Origin of the sequence: Photobacterium rosenbergii (assembly GCF_033022775.1) — a bacterium.
Taxonomy (GTDB): Bacteria; Pseudomonadota; Gammaproteobacteria; order Enterobacterales; family Vibrionaceae; genus Photobacterium; species Photobacterium rosenbergii_A.
The window spans coordinates 590859-613405 of sequence record NZ_JAWJZI010000004.1; the positions used below are offsets into that span (position 1 = coordinate 590859).

Sequence of the window (22547 nt, forward strand, 5' to 3'; positions counted from 1 at the left end):
ACTCGCCAGCTGATCAGAGGTTAAATCCATATTCTGTGAAGCAGCATTTTCGATATAGGTTAGAAACCAAATGATCTATTAATAAAATACATTATGTATTTTAGATGGCTGGATCAACCTTTGCCTCGCTTTTCGCGGAAGAGGGCGGGGTAAAGCCGATCAAGGTCACAATTGCCCGTATTCACGCTAGACTTCCACAAACAAAAAACAATACATTTGGTATTAAATTGTTCAGGGTGTCCGAAATGAAAAAATACAATATCGTGATTTGTGGTGGTGGCAGTACCTACACGCTACCGATGGTCAAAACCTTACTAGATAACACAGAGAAGTTTCCGATCAGCAACATCACTCTGTTTGATACTGATGAGAGCAAGCAGCAGAAAATCTATCAAGCTGCGCAGGTCATGGCGGCGCCGATCGGGGTGGATATTGCCCAGAGCTACCAGCTAGCTGAGACCTTCAGCGGTGCTGATTTCGTCTTCATGCAGATCCGCTCGGGCGGACTGGAGATGCGTGAGCTGGATGAGAAAATTCCACTCGCACACGATTGTGTCGGCCAGGAAACTTGTGGCGCAGGGGGCTTTGCTTACGGTATGCGCTCCGTGGTTGATGTGGTTGACATTGTCAAAGCCGTCCGTGGCCAGGCGCCGGAGGCTTGGATCATCAACTATTCAAACCCAGCAGCTATCGTGGCAGAGGCAACCAACCGTGTGTTCCCGAACGACCGCAAGATTATCAATCTTTGTGATATGCCGATCGCTATCCTCGACGGCTTTGCCGAGGCGCTGGGGACTGAGCGTCAAAAGCTCACGCCGCGTTATTTCGGCCTGAATCATTTCGGCTGGTTCACCCATCTTTACGATGAGCAGGGCAATGATTTGTTGCCCGGAATCAAACAGCGCCTGACCGAGGGCAACATGATGCCGGAGGAGCTCAAAGAAGATAGCGACTGGGTGAAAACCTTTGAGCAGTTGTCGAAGATGGCAACAGATTTGAAAGGCCATATTCCAAATACGTACCTGCAGTATTACTTGTACCCAGAGTACATTGTCAGTAAGTCCGATAAAAACTACACCCGGGCGAATGCCGTGATGGACAACCGCTTGCAGGCGGTGCAGGACCAGTGTGACTTCATTATCGAAAATAATACGATCGAAGGCTCCGGTCTGGAGCGCGGCGTACACGGTACCTACATTGTTGAGCTCGCTACCGCGTTGGCTATGAATGAAAAGAAAGAGTTCATCATGATCGTGCCAAACACCGGCATTATCCCGAATTTTTCTTACGGCGCGATGGTCGAAGTGCCATGTGTGGTAAGCAAAAATGGCGCAGAGCCAATCCATGTTGGTGAAATCGATACCTTTTACAAGGGGTTGATGGAAAGCCAATACGCGTATGAGAAGCTGACCGTAGACGCGATTTTGAACCGCGACTACGACGCTGCCCTGAAAGCATTGACGCTGAACCGCACCGTGGTCAACGTCGATACCGCCAAGTCAATTCTTGACGCCTTTAACACTCAGATGCAATTCAACTTGAAGTAATAGGAAGCCGACATGAAAAAGTTTTGGGGTGATTTCCATACCAATATGCACAAAAACCATATGGACGATTTCGACCAGTGGGTAGACTTTGCCAAAACAATGGTCGACTTCTGGGGGCCGGTTTATTACCCGTATCGCGGTATCCCTGTCTGCGAGGGGTTCCGTGCCGAGGGGCTCGAGCCGATTGAAGAAACACTAGATGCTTGGAAAGTGGTGAACGACAAGTCGCAGCGCGACGATTTCATTATCTATCCGTCGTATGAGTGGCAGGGTAACGGTGCGGATGGCGATCACAATGTGTTTTTCAGCGAGTTCGACGAAGATATCTACTTACCGAATACCTACGCAGAGCTTTGCGACATCCTGAGCAATAAAAATGCTATCGCGCTGCCGCACCATCCGGGTTACAAGCCGGGCCACCGCGGCAAAAACTGGGAAACCCACAACGAGAAAGTGTCTCCAGTGGTTGAGATTTACTCATCCCACGGCAGCAGCGAGGCCAGCGATGCGGATATTCCTCTGAACGTTCACATGCACATGGGCCCCCGTGGCGAAGAGGGTACCGTGTACTGGGCACTGAAGCAGGGGGTCAAAACCGGTATTATCGCCAGTGGCGACAACCACAAATACCCTGCTATTGCAGGAAATGGCTATTTCGCTGTTTACTGCGAGGAGTACGATCGCAACGCTATCTTGGAGGCGATGCGCAACCGCCATACATACGGTGTGACCCGCTCGAAAATGGATGTTCATTTTGACGTTAACGGTGCGATCATGGGGAGCGAGATCAACGCCCAGGCCAATAACGTGGCCAATATCCGCGTCGAAGGCACCAACGCCATTAAAGCCATTGAAGTCGTACGTAACGGTATCTGCGAGCATACTTACAACTACCATCCGATCCGTACCTTGCCTGAAGCCGGCACAGTGAAGTTCAAGTTCGAGCTTGAGCTGGGCTGGGGCCCAGACCGCCGCCTGTTCAAGGATATCTGCGAGAAATGGTGGGACGTGCGTATCCACACCGAAGGCAAATTCCACAGCTTCCAACCGCTGTGGACATCGCCTGGCTCCGACGTTGAGCTGCTGGATGAGCAGACACTGACCGGTCGTATCATCACCCGCAAGGAAGATGACGGTAACGGTAAGCTGTCACAGAAGAACTACCTTACACCTTACATTCAAAACCAATCGGTGATCATTGAGATTGAAGATGACATTGATAACGACGTCGTGTTTGAAATCGACGAGTTGAGCTACCGCATTCCGGTGCGCAAGCTGTTGACCCAGTCCATTCTGGAAGCCAAAGAAGAGCAGGTTGCCAAGCTGCTGAAAGAGAGCTTCGACTTTGACAGCTACTACCGTGAAGACCCTTGGTGGCACAATGCCTACAAGTTCGTCATCCACAAGGCGAGCCTGGACAGCAAGTACACGGTGGAAGAGCAATATGATCTCGGCGATCTTGAGCGGGATACCGATAATCTGATGATCAAGGTAATCCAGTACAACGGCGATATTGCTTGGACCTCTCCGGTATACATCAACAAATAATCATAAAAAAACTGAAGGGGGAAACTTCCCCCTTTTCTTTGGTACCTACATCTCCAATAACGCATAGGTGAGTTATGGATTACAAACTATCCGCTCAGGAAATCATAGAGCAGCTGGGGGGAGTGGAAAATATCCGCACCGCTGCTCACTGTATGACGCGTCTGCGCCTTTCCCTGCACGACGACGCCATGTTTGACGAAGCAAAAACCAAAGACATAGAGGTAGTAAAGGGAGTTAACCAGACTGGCGAGCAGTTGCAGATCATCCTGGGGACTGGGGTGGTGAACAAAGTCTACAAAGAAGTGATGGCAATCATCAATTCGACCGGTACTGAGCTGGATGAAGCGGCGGAAGGCGGCAACGCATTCCAGCGATTGAGCCGTGTTTTTGGCGATGTCTTTATCCCGATCATTCCGGTGATCATTGCCAGTGGTATTTTGCTGGGCTTGAAGTCGTTCTTGCTGTCTGCCGGCTGGCTGTCAACTGAATCGGCATGGTTTGATATTGCCAATGTTATCATCGACACTGGCTTCGCCTTCTTGCCTGTGCTGGTGGCGTGGAGTGCCACCAAGAAATTCGGTGGGACCCCCGCGCTGGGGATTTTGATTGGCCTAATGTTGATAGCTCCGCAATTGCCATCTCCGGCATCGGTCGCAAGGGGCACTGCCGAACCTATCTGGCTGGACATCTTTGGCTATACCTACGGTCTAGTTGGCTTTCACGGCTCTATCTTGGTCGCTGTCGGGGCGGGGCTGTTGCTGTCTCTCGCGGAAAAAACATTCTCGCGTATTGTCCCAGACGTGATAGATATGATCGCCACACCAATCTTGGCCGTGGTCACCACCTTCTTTGTGATCTTCTTTGGTATCGGCCCGATCCTGAATGTCATGGAAGGCTGGCTGGTCAGCTTCTTCGAGTGGCTATTCTTGCTCCCGGTCGGGATCGGCGGCTTTATCATCGGCGGTTTGCAACAAGTACTGGTGATCACCGGCCTGCACCATGCGTTGTGGATCATTGATATCCAGTTCATCGAACAGACGGGTACCAACCTGTACCAACCGATCCGTAATGCCTCCGTATTGGGCCAGACCGGTGCGGTATTTGCCTTTGTGGCGTACGCCTACCGCCACCATTACGACAAGATCCGTCCTCGAGCCTTGGCGGCAGGGGTATCGGGTATGTTCGGTATCACCGAGCCGGTCATCTTCGGCTTTACCCTCAATTACGGTAAGCCCTTCCTGTTTGGCTGCTTAGGATCTGCGGTTGGCGGTATGTTCTCTACGGGCTTGGCACTCTCGGCCCCAGGCATGGGCGCAGCAGGGGTAGCCGGTATCCTTTATTTCCTTGGTGACAGTGCGGGCTTGGCGCTCTATCTGATCCAGAGTGTGATCACAATGGCTATCCCATTCGTGCTGACCTACATCTACCTTGAGCGTAAACGTCTCGATCTATCTGAATAAGCGTAAAATAATGAGGACGGGAGGGTGATCTCCCGTATGTTGCATGAGAGTTATTCCATTAATCAGTTCACAGCAAGTTGGCCAATGGTCAGCAAACCACATAGCCGATCGCATCAACGCCTTTGCCCCGACGTGTGAGCGTCCCTTTGTGCTGGGGCTGCCGACAGGGGGAACCCCGCTGGCGACGTATCGGGCATTGATTGAACTTGTTCAGCAAAACAAAGTGAGCTTTCGCCATGTGGTGACGTTCAATATGGATGAGTACGTTGGTTTACCCGCCACGCATCCGCAATCGTATCACCATTTTATGTTTGATAACTTTTTCAACCATATTGATATCGACCCAGATAACATCAACCTGCTTAACGGTATGGCGGATGACATCGATGCCGAATGCGCGCGCTATGAAGCTGCGATTGAAGCGGCGGGAGGGATTGAGTTGTTTCTTGGCGGTGTGGGGGCGGATGGCCATATTGCATTCAACGAACCGGCTTCGTCACTGGCATCGAAAACACGGCTGAAAACATTGACCGCGGATACGCGTATTGCCAACGCACGTTTCTTTGAGGGCGGGTTGGAGGAGGTGCCGACGCAGGCGCTGACGATTGGCGTAGGGACGCTGCTAGCGGCGAGGGAAGTTGTAATTTTGGCGACAGGGCATAACAAGTCACTCGCGGTCAAAGAGGCGGTCGAAGGCAGTGTCAACCATATCTGGACGGTCACCGCCCTTCAACTTCATCGTAAAGCGATGTTGGTGTGTGACGAGGCGTCGTGCCAAGATCTCAAAGTCAAAACGCTGCACTATTTCCGGCAGATAGAAGCAGACAACCTCGGGTAGGTACGGAGAGCACGTCGCTAGTGAGGACGTGCTCTTTTTCGTTAGCGGCGGGCCATTATTTCAAAACTGAACTGCTTAGAGGTGAAGTAGTTTTCGGAATATTCAAAGCAGGTACCGTCTTCTAATTCACCGATGGACATGACTTTAATTAATGGGTAGCCGACCTCGACATTCAGTGTGTCGGCGAGCTGTTGGTCGGCGACTTCAGCCACTACGGTTTCCCGGCTAAGGGCAATCTTGAGCCCCTTGTCTTTCTCGATGTACTCATATTTAGACGTGTTCATGATATCGATGCTCAACTCGGGGAAAAGCATTGCGGGCATAAAGGTGTGCTCGAGAATTTCCGGCTCATCGTTGATAAGGCGAAGGCGGGTGATGGCATAAACTGGCATGTTGATCTCAATACTTAACTTTTGCGCAAGAGAGGCATCAGCCATCGTTAGCTTGAAATCAAGCACTCTTGAGGACGGTTGTTTGCCCTGTGCGTGAATATCCTCAAGAAAGCCTTTTAGCTCAAGTGCATTGCGCCGCGCCTTGCTGCCATTGATATAGGTGCCCTTGCCCGAAATACGCACGATAACCTCTTGTGATTCGAGCTCGGCGAGCGCTTTGCGGATGGTGACTCGGCTAACATCATACTGGCTCATGAGCTCCTTTTCCGTGGGCAACAAGTCACCCGCGCCGAGCTTTTGCGTGTCGACGAGTCCCTGGATGTCGCTAGCGATCTGTTTGTATTTAGGTAATTTCACGACGTTTCTCGTTTTTTTCTGCATTATATCACTGCCAAAGATCTGGAGCGATATTAACACGGGAAGCATCAACACTCTTTTAGGTTTCATTGATTATGAGCGCATATCTTTCCTTTGATATCGTATTACAGCTGTTTTTTGGTGGGGTGATTGGCCTTTGCCTCGGGTTAACCGGTGTGGGCGGCGGTGTGCTGATCATTCCGATTTTGCAGGTATTCTTCGGGATGCATGCGGTGATGGCCGTAGGTACAGCGAGCCTGATTTCTACGCTGGTTAAAGTCAGCGCGGGCATTGCGCATATCCGGGCAGGCAACATTAAGTGGAAAGAAGCCGGGCTGATTTTGCTGGGGGCTATTCCCTGTGTTCTGTTGACGACCGAGCTTATTGTGTTGCTTAACCAGTCGGCGTATTACTCGGAGCTGGTCAATCAAGCGATTGAGTCTGCGATTGTACTGATGATGCTGCTTTCGCTGGTCTCTTTGTACCTCAAGAGTAAGCATGCTGGTACTGAGAGCAACCCAGTCCCACGCCGTAAATCGTATTCGATTGCCATTGGCGGTGGCTGTGGTGCGGTGCTAGGCTCTACCGGCGTGGGAGGCGGGGTGATGTTGCTTCCCGCCTTTAACACCTTGCTGGGTGTCGATATCAAAAAGGCGATCGGATCATCGGTGGTGGTGGCATTGGTGCTATCGGGTGTGACGGCGATGAGCTATAGCCGCGGTGGCCAAAGCGATTGGCCTGTTGCCGTTGTGATGACATCGGGAGCAATACTTTCCATGCCGGTTGCGATGAGGTTGGTCAAGGCGTTTACGCCTGCGCAGCTGTACCGTTTGACCATCGGCGTGATTTTGGTAGCACTGGCCATGGTGCTCTTTTTTCGCTGAACAGTGAAATACAAAAAGGCTCCGAGCATGCTCGGAGCCTTTTCAAATTCCATAACCGTAATGTTAACTGGCGAAAGTAATATTACTTCTCTAGTACAGACAGCACGTAGTTTTTGATGTCTTCGTCCTGGCAGTTTGCGAAGAAGCACTCTTGGAAGTGTGCGCTGCCAACAGCCGTTTTAACTAGTTCTTGGTCGATTGCACGCAGGCCTTCAACCACATCTTTTGATACTGCTGCTTTCACTTCGTTCAGGATTGCTGCGTTAGCTTGCTGTGGTGCAGCACGCTCGATTGGGTAACCTTCGCCACGCTTGCCTGTGAACGCTTTTTCGAAGATGTAGCGTACGTTTAGCTCACCAGCCCAACCAAAGCCTTTAGCGAACGCTAGAGAGATAGCGTTACCGTTGTTGATTTGGTTGAATAGGAATGCGTCAGATGGCTCTAGGCAGTAACCACAAACAACACCAGGGTGCAGGTTGCTAGACATCAATGCGCCTTGGCCTGTACCACAACCAGTTACAACGAAATCAACAGCTTTAGAGTTGAGAAGGATGCTCGCCATGATACCTAGGTGGATGTACGTTAGGTGGTGGTCGTTTTCATCTTTCATGCCAACGTTGAAAACGTCGTGGCCAAGGCCACCTGCAACGTTGTTTAGTTCAGCTGCAACCATAGCGTTTTTAGGCGCCTGGCTGTTTTCCATCATAAGTGCGATTTTCATAACAATATCTCTCTGTCGTTGATGTGCTGATTATATGTGACGCTTTGAAAAATGAAAAGCCTTTTCAAAAAAATAAAAATTAACTTTTTTGGTTGTGGTGCTCACTGGCAGCAGGTGGCCATCGTGGCCTTTTGTTGTTGGACGCCTGTATAAATATAGCTTCGCCAAGTGAATAAAGGTATGTTTTCTAGTTAAGTTGTTGTTTTATTGCATGTTTTAATGTGTGTGATGAAACACGGAGAGGTAAAACATGGATGTGTGTGCCTGGCCAGATTGGAAATTGTTATAGATTATTTGTGAAACATGGTTTCATTTATTTTGAATATTAACCTCGGTGGTGTAAGATAGCGATATCGAGTGTTAAGTGAAACTTTAGCCACATAGGTAAGGTAGAGAAATGTTTGTATTCAATAACGAAGTTGCGATGGAAGATCTGGGTGAAGGGATCAGCCGTAAAATCCTAGCCCACAGCGACAACATGATGTCCGTCGAAGTACACTTTGAAGAGGGTGCGATCGGTGCCCTGCACACCCACCCGCACGAGCAGCTGACTTACGTGTTGTCTGGCGAGTTTGAGTTCACCATCGGCAATGACACCAAAATTGTGAAAGCGGGTGATACTATGTACAAAGAGCCAGAAATCGTTCATGGCTGCCGCTGTCTGAAAGCGGGTGTACTGATCGACACGTTCACGCCAATGCGCAAAGACTTCATCAGCTAATTTGGCGAAGCAAGATTAATGCAAGATCCCTGAGCTCTTAGTAGGTCGGGGATTTTTTTTGCCTATATACTCCTGTCACCTCAAGCTGCTAGGTTCAGAGAATTACTTGGTAGGCAAAAAAACACCGAACGTTTTTTACGTTCGGTGTTGAGGCATCAAGGATACGCGTTTAACTTCTCCTGGTTGTGATTAACGAGCCAGCCACCCACCGTCAACGGCAAGGGTATAGCCTTGAATATAGCTGGCGGCGTCAGAAGCAAGGAAAACGGCTGGGCCGGCTAGATCTTCTGGGTTGCCCCAGCGTTCAGCAGGGATGCGGTCGAGGATTTGCTGGTTGCGTTTATTGTCATTGCGCAGTTGAGCGGTGTTTTCGGTGGCCATGTAACCGGGTGCGATCGCATTGACATTGATATTGTACTTTGCCCATTCGTTGGCCATCAAACGGGTGACGCCCATGACACCGCTTTTAGACGCCGTGTATGACGGTACGCGGATCCCGCCCTGGAAAGACAGCATGGATGCGACATTGATGATCTTGCCGCCATGGCCTTGAGCAATGAACTGTTTGGCAACGGCCTGACTGAGGAAAAACGTGGTTTTGAGGTTGATATCCATGACATCATCCCAGTCGGATTCGCTGAAATTGATCGCGTCGTCGCGGCGGATGATCCCAGCGTTGTTGACCAGAATATCGATCTTACCGAAGTGCTCTAGCGTGGCAGCTACAATACTCGGGATATCATCGGTTTTCATCAAATTGGCTCGGATATCAATAAACTGGCGACCAACAGCTTCGACTTTCTGCTGCGTTTCTACGCTGCCAGAGGAGCTAACGCCGACAATATGACATCCGGCTTGTGCTAGGCCTACAGCAATGCCCTGACCTAACCCTCTGTTGCAACCTGTGACAATGGCTACTTTATCATCAAGATTAAATGAATTCAGAATCATGCCTTTTCCTCAAGGTGATGGCTGTTTGTGTAATGGTTGAGAGGATAATACCACTTCGACTTATCTTTTCAATAAAAAAGAAATAGCGTTTCATTTTATGTGTTCTTAGCGATGTGTTGACAGGAGACTTATGGTCATAATGAATTGTGCTGCCGAGTCATAAATTTGAGGGTGGTCACGTTTTTGATTTGTTTTCTTTAAATTGAACCATTGTTTTGATTTTTTGTGTGCTTGTCCATCAAGGTAGGTTATAATCAATTCAACTTGAAACATTGTTTTGATTATTGTGACGGTCGGGCTGTGTAAGTGTTCCACTGCGTACTATGCTTACAGGTTATCCCAGCCTGACTGCTGATTGAATATCGGAGAAATAGAATGGCAAAAGGTAACGTAATCGACCTGAGCTTTGAGGTTTTTGAAGACAGTGATACTGGGGTGAAAGTGACTCGCCTTACCCCGAAAGGTATGACTTGCCACCGTAACTACTTTTACCAGAAGTGTTTTACTAATGATGGTACTAAGTTGCTTTTTGCCGGCGACTTCGATGGTAATCGTAACTACTATTTGCTGGATCTAGACAAGCAGCAAGCAACACAGCTAACTGAAGGCGCTGGCGACAATACGTTTGGCGGCTTCATTTCAACGGATGAGAAAAGCTTCTTTTATGTGAAGAACGAGTTGCACCTGATGAAGGTGGATCTGGAGACGCTGGAAGAGAGTGTTATCTATACCGTTGATAGCGAATGGAAAGGTTACGGTACGTGGGTGGCTAATTCTGACTGCACCAAGCTTGTCGGTATCGAGATTTTGAAATCGTGCTGGAAGCCACTGACAGATTGGCAGAAGTTCCAAGACTTCTATCATACCAACCCAACGTGCCGCTTGATCAAGGTTGACATCCAGACGGGTGAACTGGACGTTGTTCATCAGGATGATGCGTGGCTGGGCCACCCAATCTACCGTCCTTTTGATGACTCCACCGTGGGTTTCTGCCATGAAGGGCCGCATGATCTTGTGGATGCGCGCATGTGGCTGGTTAACGAGGACGGCTCTAACGTCCGTAAGATCAAAGAGCATGCCGAGGGCGAATCTTGCACCCATGAATTCTGGATCCCAGACGGTTCGGCGATGGCCTATGTTTCTTACTTCAAGGGCCAGACTGATCGTGTGATTTACAAAGCCGATCCGGTGACGCTAGAAAATGAAGAAGTCATGGTGATGCCCCCATGTTCACACTTGATGAGTAACTTCGATGGTTCTTTGATGGTCGGTGATGGCTGTGATGCGCCAGTGGATGTGGCTGATAGCGATGGTTATAACATCGAGAATGACCCGTTCCTTTACATCTTGAACACCAAGACCAAAACGTCGACTCGCCTGGCGAAGCACTCGACTTCTTGGGAAGTGCTAGATGGTGACCGCCAGATCACTCACCCTCACCCTTCATTCACGCCTGATGATAGTGGCGTGTTGTTCACCAGTGATTTTGAGGGCGTGCCGAGTCTGTATATTGCAGAAATCCCAGAGCAGCTTAGATCATAACGATCAAGGTTGAGTGCTATTGCCCTCAGACATCGGAAAGAAAAACCCACTTCGGTGGGTTTTTTTATGAATGGCCGTCGAGGATGCACGCAAACAATAGGCTAAATTGAGCGAGTCCAATGCGGACAGTCAGGCCAAGTCATTCTGTGACTTGGCCTTTTTGGGGCTTTCGTGAAACTACAGGCTGAAGTAGCGCTTGGCATTGTGGTAACAGATATCGCTGATCAGACGCTCCAACAGTGGCTCATCGTCTGGCAGCTCGCCGAGCTCAACCCACTCGCCGATCACGTTGCACAATATCCGGCGGAAGTATTCGTGACGCGGGTAAGAGAGAAAGCTTCTTGAGTCAGTAAGCATACCGACGAAACGCCCAAGGGCGCCTAGGTTCCCCAATGTTTTTAATTGGCTAATAATGCCGTCTTTCTGATCGTTGAACCACCAGGCTGCCCCCAGTTGGATTTTTCCCGGTCCGAAGTCGCTGTCCTGAAAAGCCCCGATCATTGCCCCGAGTACATAGTTATCTTTCGGGTTCAGGCAGTACAGGATGGTCTTGGGCATGGAGTGCTGGTAATCCAGCGAGCTTAGGAGCTTGCCAAGGTTTTGCGCAATGCAGGTATCGTCGATAGCACTAAAACCTGTCGCCCCGCCGAGTTGCTCGAACCGGCGTTTGTTAGTGTCTTGCAAGACACCAATATGGATCTGCATAACCCAACCAAGGTCATGGTTTTTCTGGCCCAAGAACAGGAATAGCTGGGTTTTGAATTGCTGTATCTCTTGGTCTGATAGTGGCTTGCCAGCCAGCACTTTAATCAAGGCTTGGTTGGCGTCTTCCAGTGTGCCATCTGCATAGGGTATCGTCTTGAGGCCAAGATCTGATAAACGGCAGCCATGCTGGTGGAAGTAATCAAACCGCTGTGTCAATGCTTTGAACAGTTCATCGATATTTTGGATTCTTGAATCCGTGGTTGAAGCGAGTTTGGCCACCCAGGTCACGAACTTTTTGCTGTTGTCGATATTGAATACATCGTCGGCCCGAAATGTTGGCAGTACTTTCACGCTGAAGTCAGTTTCCGCTAAATGACGATGGTAGCGAAGATCGCTCAACGGATCATCGGTGGTACACAGCGATTCGACATTCATTCGCTCCAGTAGCTGCCGGGCTGAAAAACCGTTGCCGCTGATCTGTTCATTGCACTGCTGCCAGATTTGGTCACAGTTCTCAGGACAGATCAGTTCGGTAATACCAAAGTAGCGTTGCAATTCCATGTGGGCCCAATGATAGAAAGGGTTGCCGATTAAATAAGGAACGGTTTCACACCATTTCTCAAATTTCTCAAAATCGCTCGCATCACCTGTGATGTAGTGCTCATCCACCCCGTTACTGCGCATTGCCCGCCAAACATAATGATCATGGGAGAGCCATGCATCGGCGATAGAGCGGTAGTGGATATCGTGGTAGATATCCTGGGCGCTAAGATGGTTGTGATAATCAATAATCGGCAGGTCTTTGGCAACGCTGTGATATAGGTGTTGCGCTGTTGGGGTGTGCAGCAAAAAGTGCTGATCAAGAAAAGGCTTCTTCATAACATACTCTTCAATGAACGATTAGCCTAACTGGCATGGAAGCTTGGTAAAAATAAAAAGCCGCCTCAGGTCAGTGAGGCGGCATTGGTTGGCAATATTTCAGCGGTTAGTTCTGAGCAGCCAGTTCAGCTGTTGACTCCGGCTTGCTCTGGGCGCTCTTTTTAAGCAGGTAGCCCGTCAGCAGGATGATACCCGAACAGCCTAGGAAGAGGGCTCGACCCCATAGCGGATTTGGTACCAGTACCATGGCCAGCAGACCCACACCCATCATCATGGTGATGGTGCCCAGTTTTTCGCGCTGCATTTTGTCGAACTCGTCCTGAGAGTCGTCTGCAACACACTCGGTTTCAACGTTCTCGAAGAAGGTGTTGATCTCAGCTTTCTCTTCTGCGGTGAACGACTCTTCTTTGTAGAACAGAGTAGTTGCCCAGAAGAAGCTTGCGGTCAGGAACAAGTGAGCTGCAATGGTGATCATGGTGCGTAGTTCACCAATTTCACGACCGGTAAACTCGATACCCAGCAGCTGGCCCAGAGCCTGAGGCGTGAAGACATTGATACATAGCCAAGAGACGAACATACCGAAGACCACTGTCGCCCATGCTGCCCACTTAGGTGTTTTCTTGATGAACATACCCATAAATAGTGGAACCAGGATTGGTGACTGAGCCAGTGTTGAAACTGTCATCATCAGGTCAAACAGGCTTAGCTCTTTCAGGCTGCTAAATAGCTGGGCCATCATGATAACCACGATGCCGTTTGCTACACACACAATCTGGCCAACACGTAGCTGTGATTTTTCGCTGCCTGGTTTGTTCTTGCAGATCACTGGGGTCCAGAAGCTGCGAACAAAAATGCCCGAGTTACGGTTTAGCGCTGAGTCCATTGAAGACATGGTCGCAGCAAATAGACCCGCAACAAGCAGACCCACGGTACCCAGTGGCATTGCATTTTCAGCAAATACCAGGTAGACCGCATCAGAAGCTTTGTTACCAAGCGATGCGTATTGCGTTGCCGCTTCTGGGTATAGGATGGCAGATGCCCATGGCGGGATGAACCAGATGATGCTACCCACAGCCATTAGGCCCATCGCCATCAATGCTGCTTTGCTGGCATTTTTGGAGTCTTTGGCATTCAGGAAGCGGTAAGAATCCTGCATGTTGTTGATACTTTGTAGCTGTTTTACCACGAAGAACAGGAAGGTACCTACAAAGATCAGGCCGTAGTTCATATCAGGACCCATCATGAAGTCAGATGGGAAGTTGGCGACAATTTCACCCGGACCACCGACTTTGATAAGGGCGACAACGGCACAAGCAATAGAAATGATGGCAACAACCAGAGTTTGAACAAAGTCCGATGCCACCACACCCCATGCGCCACTTAGTAGCGAGATAGCCAGTACCGCAAGGCCTGTGATCCAGATGGTTGTTGTCATGTCGAAACCAAACACGGCACCCACGAAGATCGATAGGCCATTTAGCCAAACACCGGCGTTCAATACACTCAGAGGGATAATCGCCCAGGTAAAGAACTGCTCATTGGTCGTGCCAAAGCGGTTGCGCACAGCCTGGGTTGGGGTATCAACACGGGTCTGGCGGAAGCGCTTTGCAAAATATAGGTAGGAAACACCGTAGGCAAGGGTATTACCAAAGAATACTGCCGTGGCCATAAAGCCATCGTTAAAGCCTTTACCCGCGGCCCCGGTAAAGGTCCAGGCCGAGAACTGGGTCATGAAGGCGGTTGCCCCCACCATCCACCACAGCATCCTGCCGCCCCCGCGGAAGTAGTCGCTAGAAGAGTTACTGGCCATTTTTTTGAAGGCGAGACTGATGAAAATCATCAGCATAAAGTAGCCGCCTATTACCATAATCTCTGTATTCATAGTGCTCTCTTTGCTTATGCCAATCATTGCGTTCGATGATTGGGCTGTTGCGATTTATAGTTGAAAATCTTATGTGGCGAATTTTATGTGTTATCGAGCGATAAAACTGTGATCAAAATCCACTTAAGAAAAAATTGAAACATGATTTTGTTTTTGTTGGTTGTGTTGTTTCGTATTCGGTTTTTGATTGTCATTGAATAACAACAGCTTAGTCGTTTAAGGTCTAAAAGCCGTTGATATAACTGAGCTTAAGTTCTTTCTCTTGAATATTATCTGACTTGTTTTTTGCGTAAATTTTACCAAAGGTCTTGTTGTTTGTGTATAATTGAAACACTGGTTCATAAAAAGCGGGTGTTTCATGCTTCAGTTTTCTAGCGAAGAAATGACTAAGATCAAAACCAAGGATTGCTCAGCGATCATTGATAATTTGATCCAGAACAATCAGACAGTTTTGACATCGGAGACCTTGGTTCCGCCAGATTCTCGGGCGACATGGAATCTGTATTATTTCTGTCCTGAACATGGGGTTCGCCTTGATTGGCAAAGAAATAGTCCGGATAAACACCGTTGCCCAGTAGATGGCAAGGTGTTTACCGGTGAACCTTATGACGGCGCGTGGTGGCGCTGGCTTAACGGTTTGAACTCCAAAGCCTGTAATGAGCTTGGCCTGTTGTGGCATTTAACCGGAGAGCAGAAATACTTCGATAAAGTGCGCGAGATCTTGATGGGATATGCCGATCATTACCCTGACTATGAGGAACACGGTGGTATCCCGTACAATGGGCCAGGCAAGGCCAATGCCCAGACGTTATGTGAAGCGAACTGTCATATGGATTTCGCCCGCGGTTATGACTTTGTTCGAGAAGGTCTGACAGCAGAGCAGCGTGCCCACATTGAACAAAACCTGCTGCGTGAAGGCGCTGAATTCATGATGCAGCACCGCAGTGATCAGCTCCATAACCACGAAATGAAGATCAGCTCAACTATTGGTGTGATTGGTTTGTTGCTTGATGAGCAGCGGTTTATTGATTTTGCTGTAAATAGCCCCTACGGTCTTCGCTATCAGCTGGAGCATGGCATTATCGGCGAAGGACTGTGGTTCGAAGGTTCTATCCATTATCACTATTACGCGTTGCAGGCTCTTATGGGCTACGAGATGATGGCGCGTGGCAGTGAGTATTCGCTAAAAGACCATCCTAGTTTTTTCCAGATGCTCGCTTTTCCACTGCAGCTCGTGCAGATCGATGGCCGTTTCCCGCGCTTGAACGATTGCATTGCCGGTCAGGAAGTCCTTACTCACTCTCACTTGTTCGAATACGCCTACAGTGAATTCAAACATCCACTGTTTGCTTCAGCGCTGGCGAGTATTTATCAAAACAAGAGCCGGGACAATATCGATGCCTTGCTTTATGGTGTTGAGGAGTTGCCGGCTGCTGAGCCTTTGGCAACCCAGCCAATCCATGCGCCGGGCGTTGGGATAACTATCTGCCAAGATCATGAGCGCAGCAATATGCTGCTGGTTAAGCACACGCCGTATGGCGGCGAGCATGACCACTATGATCGATTGGGCATTATTATCTGCCGTGACGGCAAGGAAATCCTGCCGGATCTGGGTACAACTGGGTACGGTGCAGAACTGCATTATGGCTATTACAAGAATACGGCGACCCACAATACCCTTGCGATTAATCAGCAAAACCAGCCACCGGCGATCCCTGAGGTGTTGAGTTTTGAAGAAACGGAAGGCGTTACCTGCCTAGATACCGTGGTTGATTGGTCGAAAGCCCATCCAGGTTTGGATAGCCATACCTTGGTTCAATGGGATGAAGAAGCCTACCGTGATGTGAAATTCCGCCGCAGTGTGATATGGCTCGGTGATGCCGCCATTGAAATCAATCAAGTGCACAATCCTCATGGCCAGCAGCTGGATTTAGCTTGGCATGTACGCGGCGAGCATCAGGTCAGCCCGCTGGCTGTTCAATGTAATAACCCTTTAGACGGGCCGCTTGCACGGATGACGGATTGCAAGATAGAAACAATTTCAGGCGTGGCCGCACAGCGGTTTGATATACAGGGAGAAGCTGCTTACCAGTGTTTCGTGTCTGCTGAAGGAACCCTGCTTACCGGCCAGGCGCCCGATAATCCAGCAACCAGTAACCTGTCCTATATGTTGCTGCGAAGTCAGGATACGGTATTCAAGTCGGTGGTTGCCCACGACTTGGACAGCCAGCAGCCTCTCGATAGCATAGATGTGCAATGGGTTGGGGACAGTGTTTATATTAGCCTGATCCGCAATAGCAAACGGCATTCTATTAAAGTTGCGTTTTCTAAACTGGGTATGGATTATCAATCCTCGTATTGCGACTCCTGATATACTCATGGGTAATCAAGGCCAGCACTGATGTGCTGGCTTTTACTTTTCTTGGCTTTTATCGCGAAATGCAGAAGCCGTGATCCCGGCATTTTTGCGAAAGAAGCGGGCAAAATAGGCCGGATCGGTAAAGCCTAGTTCATAGCCGACCTCAGAGATAGACATTGCAGTGAGCAACAACATCCTGCGTGCCTCCTGCATGATCCTGTCTGTGATTAACCGTTTAGAAGACAGGCCGCTGACCCTGCGGCAGATATCATTAAGCCTGGATGTGGTAAGCCCGATCTGCTCAGCATATTGCGGCAGAGTCCGATGGGAGCGGTAGTGCTCTTCAATCAATACGTTGAATTGGTTGAACACGTTGACATCTGTGCTTCGGTAACTGGTCGTCAGCTGTTGGTTATTGGCATAGCGCATTATCTCTATCAGGATCAATTGCAGCCAGCTAAGGCTGGCAGACTCTGCCATGAACTGTTGTCCAGTCGATTCTTTTTCCAGCATTTCAAACAACATTTCCAGCGGTGAAGATTCGGGTAGAGGGATACAAAAAGGCTGCATAGCCGTAGAGGCGATATCATTGCGGCCAATCTCGATATCCAACAGTCGCCAGACCAACTGCTGGCTAGCGGTGATAACAAACCCGCTGGCGTGATCGTCGGTGACAAAAGAATGGGGAACGGTGGGCGGGGTGAAGAACAAGGTTTTTCCGTGCATTGAGTAATGGGATTGATCGAGCAGCACATGGGTGTTGCCCTCCAAAATACAATGGATTTGATAGTAACGGTCGTGGTAGTGGGTTGGCATGTTGCGGCCAAAAAAGAGGGCGAGGCTGTTCAGCCGCTCAAGGTGAAACTCGTTATCGCTATAGCGAGAGTCGTACACCTTGCCAATGTTCAGGTTGGGGATTGTAAGAGCTTCCATGGCATGACCTTCCGTTTCTTTGATTTTATTATAGCGGTGATAGTTAACATGTTATCTAAATCGGCGAAAAGTACAATTAAATACCTGTAACATCCATTTAACACGCTGTGGTCATTTTCCATAATGAATGCAAAGAAGCCGCGAACAAGAAACGGCTGGCTCACAATCAAAAGGAACTGGACATGAAGCGACCGAATCCCCTGCTAGATAAAATGCAAGCTATCCTACCGACTATTGCGGCCAATGCCGCGCAAGCCGAAATTGACCGTACCCCACCGGAAGAAAATATCCGCCTGCTGCGTGAAGTTGGCTTTTTCCGCGCTTTTCAACCAAAAGCCTACGGGGGCTCGGAGATTTCACTGCCGGAGTTTACTGACTGTGTTGCTGCCCTAGCTGGAGCCTGTGGCGGTACCGCGTGGGGAGCGAGCTTGCTGGCGACACACAGCCATCAGATGGCGATGTTCTCCAAACAGGCGCAGGAGGAGTTCTGGGGCGATAATCCAGATGCGACGGCCAGTAGTAGTATTGCCCCGTTTGGACAAACGGAAGAGACCGAAGGTGGGGTGATCTTCAACGGCAACATGCGCTGGAGTAGCGGTAGCGATCATGCCGACTGGGCTATTCTCGGTTTCAATCGTACCGATGTCAGCGGCAACAAGGTTTACTGTTTCGGTGTGGTTCCGCGCCATGAGTACACCATCATTGATGATTGGTATGCGGCGGGTATGCGCTCCAGTGGTACCAAGACTCTAGTGTTGAAAGACGTGTTTATTCCCGAGCACCGGATTGAAACAGCAAAAGGCATGATGGAAGGCCAATCTGCCGGTTTTGATCTCTACCCCGACAGCGATATTTTCTATACCCCATACCGACCTTATTTTGCCTGTGGTTTTGCCGCTATCAGCTTGGGGATTGCCGAGCGCATGTTAGAGGTCTACAAGGAAAAGACCAAAAACCGAGTACGCGCTTATACCGGAGCCAAAGTGGGAGCGGCGACACCAGCATTGATGCGCATTGCCGAGTCGACCCATCAAGTCGCCGCTGCCCGCGCTTTCCTTGAGAAGACCTGGGAAGATCACAAAGAGCATGGTGAGCGCAAAGAATATCCATCCGCTGATACCTTAGCTTACTGGCGTACCAATCAGGCCTATGCGGTGAAGATGTGTATTGCAGCAGTGGATCGCTTATTCGAAGCCATGGGGGGTATGTCTTGGTTCAATGACAATGAAGGCCAGCGACTATTCCGAGACTCTCATATGACAGCAGCCCATGCCTACACCGATTATGATGTATGCGCCCAGATCCTAGGCCGCCAGCTGATGGGCTTGGAGCCGGATCCAAGCATGGTCTGATGGTGATTTTGCTCAAGTGATGTTCTTCTATTTTGTTTCAAGACGCTTTGGATAGAGCTTTGTTGTGTTCTTGCCCCCGGTTCGGGGGCTTTTTTTATTCAGGGGTGATTTTTTTCAACTTTTGTTGAGTAGGCGCTGTCGTTACATCTTGGTTTTCATGTGGTCACCGTGTCACCAAGGAGGATTGCCTAGAAGGGTAATTATTTAGGTTGACATTAACTTGTTGTTTTAAAGGTGCTTTTTAAGTAAGTAATAATAGATTTAGATAGTGTGAAGCTGATGGCTATGAAGCTGCTTGTTGTAAAGAGGTTTTCATCGAGAGCAACAGATAATGAAATTTCTGATGATTTTAATCAAATAATTCAGTAATCACTCAAATAATTTTTGCATTACTAAAATTGTGTGATAAATTGCTTCCAAGATTTGAGAGCATCAATTTGCGAACAAAGTGCCACACTCCTTAGAACGGGGGAGGGTGGTAAAAGGTCTGAACTTCATTTGCATGATTGAGACCGGCTGGGGAGACCCAGTGAATATCCTGCTTGGAACCCAGGGTATTAGGAACGGGAACGGCCCTGAGCGAAAGCTCAGGGCCGTTTTTCTTTTTGGGGACTTTTTAGGCTTAGGTATTGGCCGTGTTGTATCTTCGGTTGCGTCCTGCCCAAATCGTTGTTTCTGCCAAATCTTCAACTGGGTTTTCTTCTCTGACTCGGCTTCTTCTCCGGCGATGAATGCTGCCTTGGGTATTTTTCTGATAGTGGCTATTAAGTTGCCGGAGGCTCTTGATATCAGCTAATGTCATCGTTCTCTCCTTAAACAGATACTGATACCAGCATAGAGGTCTTACCTGAACGGAAGTTGACGGCCATATTCAGTTGGTTGCATCATCTGCCTGCTTCTTGATCTGCATCTATTTAATCTGCTGATAAGGTTGGGGTGAAAAATATGAAAAAGCTATTTTTCACAGACTAGTGAGAAATATCTGTAGTGACAGCTCAAGAAAAGCTCGAGTGGAAGTAAATAACCTACTTGGCTTTAGTCGCCATGTTTTGTTGTTTATTTGCATGGAATACATAAATTATTTTGATGTGTATCACATTAATTTGTAGGATCTCTCTCGTTTTCTGATACTTAATTACATATCGAGGTAGCAAAATGATTGAGATGTTAGCCCTTTCCCAACTCTTTCTGGCTCGCCTAAAAGCGGAAGAGCAAAAAGAAAAACAGGAAGAAACAGCAAAATAATTGCTAAGAGCTTTAAAAACCGGATTTTAATTACCCCCATCATAGATGCCCTTCAGGCCATATGAGAGCTTTAAAGCGGCGAGTGAATACGAGGGGAATAGAAAGCGGCACATGAAAATGTGCCGCTTTTAAAATGGGTACTATTCGTTGTTTAGCCAGAGTAGATCTTGTTCGGAAACATACTCTTTGTAGCCAGCTTCCCACCCTTGGATGGCAAGTTTTTCATGTTCGGTATTGAGGCATTGGCCAGTATATTGTTGCCCTTGTTTACCATGTTTATAGGTTTTGTAAGGGAGGCAGTAGTCTTCAATACCCTGTTGGTAGCCAAGGCGGTATTCGTTTACCGCGCCTTCTGGCAGTTCACTCAGTTTCTGTAGCTCATTCTCGGTGCGGACTAAACGACCATTTTCACCGTCTTTGACACCAAGCATTTTCCATTGGTTTTCCTGAGCCAGCTCTGTGTCATAGGACTGACCGGTACAGGCCGCTAAGCTGAGGACAGCTACAAGTAAAACTAGATGTTTCATCGTCTACCTCCGCAAGCAAATGTGAATTTATCCCCGTTAGCGCAAATAGCGGGCTATCTGGCTGTTGGACAAGTCTTACACTTCAAGTATATATCCACATGAAAAAACGGGCATAAAAGCCCGCAATTTGTGTTAATTGCTTGACAGCAACCTAGATGGTGCGGTTCGGGGCCAGTAATAGCCGAGGTAATTCCAGCCGACCCAGAGTACCAGTCCGGTGGCGACAACCATCTCGAAGATACCTAAACGCTCTAGCCATGACCAATGCGGATAGTAAATCGCAAACCAGTCGGTCAAACGTTCTAAGGCAACAGCACTGATCACTGATGGGAAGGTGACAGCAGCCAATGACGGCTGGAAGCGCTGCTTGAGCAAATAGAAGTAGCACAGGTAGACCAAGATGGTCATGGTGATCCCTACACCTGCCAACGCGCCAGTTAACACCGGATCGGGTTCGCTGACATTGAGCAGGTAGGCAGTCAGCGATAGGTTCACCGGGGCTGCCATAATAGCCAGTGTCGGCCTAGCAGGCCTTGGCAGGCGCCCGGCAAAGCACAAGCGGTACAGTACAACTGGTAACATCAGGAAGTAGATCGCGATGCAGGCATCGGTCATGGCCAAAGCAAATTCATGGTGGCCGAGCTGCGGACCTGCCAAGGTGCCACTGATCGCTCCAACCGGGTATAGGAACCAACTTGGGTACATGTTGGTCAAACGGAACTTTCTGATTTGACAGAAAAAGAAGAATCCCATCATGAACATATGGAGTGCTAATGCCGGGTACCAAAGTAAACGGGCTACTTCGATATGGATCGATGAAAGATAGTCGGACAAAACCAGCATAGTCATCGACATGGGGGCCATCAGGCTGCCATAGAGCGGGTGGCGAAGATCTTGAATAAACCGTGTGGGGTTGAGCAGGTATTTCAGCACAACGGGGAGCAGTAGGATGGCACCGATCAGCGCGCCGATACCACGATACCAATTGGCGTGATCAGGGAAGTAGAGCGACCAGGCTAGGCCGGTTCCCATTGAAGCTAAAGCCAGCGCGGCTTGGGCTGTTGGAATATGTATCAAAGCATTACTAAATGCTGGCATTGCGCTAAAAAAACCTTATTTGAGCATAAAACAGACGGGGGAAAAGGCATTCTACACTAGATTGCCCTTGAGGGTGCGTGGGGTGGATCAAAACAAGGTTTGGAGTGGGTCACATTTTAGTGGAAGATTTGGCATTTCTGGTTTGCTAAAAGTGGAATTTAGTACCATATTTATGATGTGACCTGTAGATGAGCTAATTCATATATAGCTTACGGAGGAATGAGCTGTTTTCATTCATTTGGCTCAAGGGTACAGGGAGCCGGTTGATGTGAATCAACCACACTAAGCGTCGGTATTGCTTAGTTTTACAATTTGGTTAAGTGACAAACAATGTGATTATACTTCTTCGCCAACACAATTGATGTCCGATTTAAACTTGTGACTGTATCGGGCACGGCATACTCAACGTAATGAGTGGCGAAGCCTCAAGTTGTATTTCAATCAACGCTCTATGTGTGCTGTGTAGGTAGACTAGAGCAACAGAATAGAGATAAAAACTAAGCCGCACTGCAATGGTGCGGCTTTTCTTTGGTTCTTCTCGGATTAGCGGGAAGCAGATACGAAAAACGGTTGGATACGTTATTGTGTAATCGCCAAACAACACTA

At 48.8% G+C, this 22547-nt stretch carries 18 protein-coding genes; 9 read left to right on the plus strand and 9 right to left on the minus strand.

Annotation, left to right across the window (positions count from 1 at the left end):
• Nucleotides 1-245 precede the first annotated feature (245 nt).
• The 4 genes from R2X38_RS13455 (at nt 246) to nagB (ending at nt 5393) form a co-directional block, all read left to right on the plus strand.
• A complete protein-coding gene (locus R2X38_RS13455) occupies nt 246-1547 on the plus strand; it encodes a 6-phospho-alpha-glucosidase (RefSeq protein WP_317522772.1) in 1302 nt (433 codons plus the stop codon).
• Nucleotides 1548-1559: 12 nt separating this feature from the next.
• Nucleotides 1560-3095 carry a hypothetical protein gene (locus tag R2X38_RS13460; RefSeq protein WP_317522773.1) on the plus strand — a complete coding sequence of 512 codons (1536 nt, stop codon included), beginning with the start codon at nt 1560-1562 and terminating at the stop codon, nt 3093-3095.
• A 74-nt stretch (nt 3096-3169) separates the two neighbouring features.
• Nucleotides 3170-4555 carry a PTS transporter subunit EIIC gene (locus R2X38_RS13465; RefSeq protein WP_317522774.1) on the plus strand — a complete coding sequence of 462 codons (1386 nt, stop codon included), beginning with the start codon at nt 3170-3172 and terminating at the stop codon, nt 4553-4555.
• A gap of 43 nt (nt 4556-4598) precedes the next feature.
• Complete coding sequence (nagB, locus tag R2X38_RS13470) at nt 4599-5393, plus strand: glucosamine-6-phosphate deaminase (RefSeq protein WP_317522775.1); 795 nt, start codon at nt 4599-4601, stop codon at nt 5391-5393.
• Nucleotides 5394-5434: 41 nt separating this feature from the next.
• Here nagB and R2X38_RS13475 read toward each other — a convergent pair whose 3' ends face one another.
• A complete protein-coding gene (locus R2X38_RS13475; RefSeq protein ID WP_317522776.1) occupies nt 5435-6142 on the minus strand; it encodes a GntR family transcriptional regulator in 708 nt (235 codons plus the stop codon).
• A gap of 95 nt (nt 6143-6237) precedes the next feature.
• On the opposite strand from R2X38_RS13475, the gene R2X38_RS13480 reads away from it, so the two are divergent.
• On the plus strand, nt 6238-7026 hold the full coding sequence (locus R2X38_RS13480; RefSeq protein WP_317522777.1) for a sulfite exporter TauE/SafE family protein: 789 nt from the start codon (nt 6238-6240) through the stop codon (nt 7024-7026).
• Between the two features lie 82 nt (nt 7027-7108).
• Here the strand turns inward: R2X38_RS13480 and R2X38_RS13485 are convergent, their stop codons facing one another.
• Nucleotides 7109-7747 carry an RpiB/LacA/LacB family sugar-phosphate isomerase gene (locus tag R2X38_RS13485; RefSeq protein ID WP_317522778.1) on the minus strand — a complete coding sequence of 213 codons (639 nt, stop codon included), beginning with the start codon at nt 7745-7747 and terminating at the stop codon, nt 7109-7111.
• Between the two features lie 397 nt (nt 7748-8144).
• Here R2X38_RS13485 and R2X38_RS13490 point away from each other — a divergent pair, with 397 nt between their 5' ends.
• The gene (locus R2X38_RS13490; protein ID WP_281028313.1) at nt 8145-8468 is read left to right on the plus strand and encodes a cupin domain-containing protein; all 324 of its coding nucleotides are present in this window, start codon (nt 8145-8147) and stop codon (nt 8466-8468) included.
• A 189-nt stretch (nt 8469-8657) separates the two neighbouring features.
• Here the strand turns inward: R2X38_RS13490 and kduD are convergent, their stop codons facing one another.
• Nucleotides 8658-9419: a 2-dehydro-3-deoxy-D-gluconate 5-dehydrogenase KduD gene (gene kduD / locus R2X38_RS13495; RefSeq protein ID WP_317522779.1), complete on the minus strand. Its 762-nt coding sequence runs from the start codon at nt 9417-9419 to the stop codon at nt 8658-8660.
• 375 nt (nt 9420-9794) lie between these two features.
• On the opposite strand from kduD, the gene R2X38_RS13500 reads away from it, so the two are divergent.
• Nucleotides 9795-10961 (plus strand): oligogalacturonate lyase family protein, encoded by a 1167-nt coding sequence (locus tag R2X38_RS13500; protein ID WP_317522780.1) that lies wholly within the window; start codon nt 9795-9797, stop codon nt 10959-10961.
• A gap of 177 nt (nt 10962-11138) precedes the next feature.
• Here R2X38_RS13500 and uxaC read toward each other — a convergent pair whose 3' ends face one another.
• Both uxaC and R2X38_RS13510 read right to left on the minus strand, forming a co-directional pair.
• Entirely contained in the window at nt 11139-12545 is a 1407-nt protein-coding gene (uxaC, locus tag R2X38_RS13505) for a glucuronate isomerase (protein ID WP_317522781.1), read from the minus strand.
• Between the two features lie 106 nt (nt 12546-12651).
• Nucleotides 12652-14427: a sodium:solute symporter family protein gene (locus tag R2X38_RS13510; RefSeq protein ID WP_317522782.1), complete on the minus strand. Its 1776-nt coding sequence runs from the start codon at nt 14425-14427 to the stop codon at nt 12652-12654.
• A gap of 358 nt (nt 14428-14785) precedes the next feature.
• Between R2X38_RS13510 and R2X38_RS13515 the strand changes: the two genes are divergently transcribed.
• A complete protein-coding gene (locus tag R2X38_RS13515) occupies nt 14786-16798 on the plus strand; it encodes a heparinase II/III family protein (protein WP_317522783.1) in 2013 nt (670 codons plus the stop codon).
• A 42-nt stretch (nt 16799-16840) separates the two neighbouring features.
• On the opposite strand, the gene hpaA is transcribed toward R2X38_RS13515, so the two are convergent.
• Complete coding sequence (gene hpaA / locus R2X38_RS13520) at nt 16841-17719, minus strand: 4-hydroxyphenylacetate catabolism regulatory protein HpaA (protein ID WP_317522784.1); 879 nt, start codon at nt 17717-17719, stop codon at nt 16841-16843.
• Between the two features lie 182 nt (nt 17720-17901).
• Between hpaA and R2X38_RS13525 the strand changes: the two genes are divergently transcribed.
• The gene (locus R2X38_RS13525) at nt 17902-19071 is read left to right on the plus strand and encodes a p-hydroxyphenylacetate 3-hydroxylase oxygenase component (protein WP_317522785.1); all 1170 of its coding nucleotides are present in this window, start codon (nt 17902-17904) and stop codon (nt 19069-19071) included.
• 622 nt (nt 19072-19693) lie between these two features.
• Here the strand turns inward: R2X38_RS13525 and R2X38_RS13530 are convergent.
• The 3 genes from R2X38_RS13530 to R2X38_RS13540 all read right to left on the minus strand — a co-directional run bounded on the left by R2X38_RS13530 (nt 19694) and on the right by R2X38_RS13540 (nt 21941).
• Nucleotides 19694-19873, minus strand: coding sequence for a hypothetical protein (locus tag R2X38_RS13530; protein WP_317522786.1), 180 nt, complete (start codon nt 19871-19873; stop codon nt 19694-19696).
• A gap of 583 nt (nt 19874-20456) precedes the next feature.
• Nucleotides 20457-20843, minus strand: coding sequence for a DUF2799 domain-containing protein (locus R2X38_RS13535; RefSeq protein ID WP_317522787.1), 387 nt, complete (start codon nt 20841-20843; stop codon nt 20457-20459).
• 132 nt (nt 20844-20975) lie between these two features.
• Nucleotides 20976-21941 carry a TDT family transporter gene (locus R2X38_RS13540; protein ID WP_317522788.1) on the minus strand — a complete coding sequence of 322 codons (966 nt, stop codon included), beginning with the start codon at nt 21939-21941 and terminating at the stop codon, nt 20976-20978.
• Nucleotides 21942-22547 lie beyond the last annotated feature (606 nt).

Bases quoted from the DNA above. Each gene is read 5' to 3' on its own strand.
- R2X38_RS13530 (WP_317522786.1), bottom strand. From the start codon at position 19,873: ATGACATTAGCTGATATCAAGAGCCTCCGGCAACTTAATAGCCACTAT.
- uxaC (WP_317522781.1), bottom strand. From the start codon at position 12,545: ATGAAGAAGCCTTTTCTTGATCAGCACTTTTTGCTGCACACCCCAACA.
- R2X38_RS13465 (WP_317522774.1), top strand. From the start codon at position 3,170: ATGGATTACAAACTATCCGCTCAGGAAATCATAGAGCAGCTGGGGGGA.
- R2X38_RS13500 (WP_317522780.1), top strand. From the start codon at position 9,795: ATGGCAAAAGGTAACGTAATCGACCTGAGCTTTGAGGTTTTTGAAGAC.
- R2X38_RS13455 (WP_317522772.1), top strand. From the start codon at position 246: ATGAAAAAATACAATATCGTGATTTGTGGTGGTGGCAGTACCTACACG.
- nagB (WP_317522775.1), top strand. From the start codon at position 4,599: ATGAGAGTTATTCCATTAATCAGTTCACAGCAAGTTGGCCAATGGTCA.
- R2X38_RS13485 (WP_317522778.1), bottom strand. From the start codon at position 7,747: ATGAAAATCGCACTTATGATGGAAAACAGCCAGGCGCCTAAAAACGCT.
- R2X38_RS13480 (WP_317522777.1), top strand. From the start codon at position 6,238: ATGAGCGCATATCTTTCCTTTGATATCGTATTACAGCTGTTTTTTGGT.
- R2X38_RS13535 (WP_317522787.1), bottom strand. From the start codon at position 20,843: ATGAAACATCTAGTTTTACTTGTAGCTGTCCTCAGCTTAGCGGCCTGT.
- R2X38_RS13510 (WP_317522782.1), bottom strand. From the start codon at position 14,427: ATGAATACAGAGATTATGGTAATAGGCGGCTACTTTATGCTGATGATT.
- kduD (WP_317522779.1), bottom strand. From the start codon at position 9,419: ATGATTCTGAATTCATTTAATCTTGATGATAAAGTAGCCATTGTCACA.
- hpaA (WP_317522784.1), bottom strand. From the start codon at position 17,719: ATGGAAGCTCTTACAATCCCCAACCTGAACATTGGCAAGGTGTACGAC.
- R2X38_RS13525 (WP_317522785.1), top strand. From the start codon at position 17,902: ATGAAGCGACCGAATCCCCTGCTAGATAAAATGCAAGCTATCCTACCG.
- R2X38_RS13515 (WP_317522783.1), top strand. From the start codon at position 14,786: ATGCTTCAGTTTTCTAGCGAAGAAATGACTAAGATCAAAACCAAGGAT.
- R2X38_RS13460 (WP_317522773.1), top strand. From the start codon at position 1,560: ATGAAAAAGTTTTGGGGTGATTTCCATACCAATATGCACAAAAACCAT.
- R2X38_RS13490 (WP_281028313.1), top strand. From the start codon at position 8,145: ATGTTTGTATTCAATAACGAAGTTGCGATGGAAGATCTGGGTGAAGGG.
- R2X38_RS13540 (WP_317522788.1), bottom strand. From the start codon at position 21,941: ATGCCAGCATTTAGTAATGCTTTGATACATATTCCAACAGCCCAAGCC.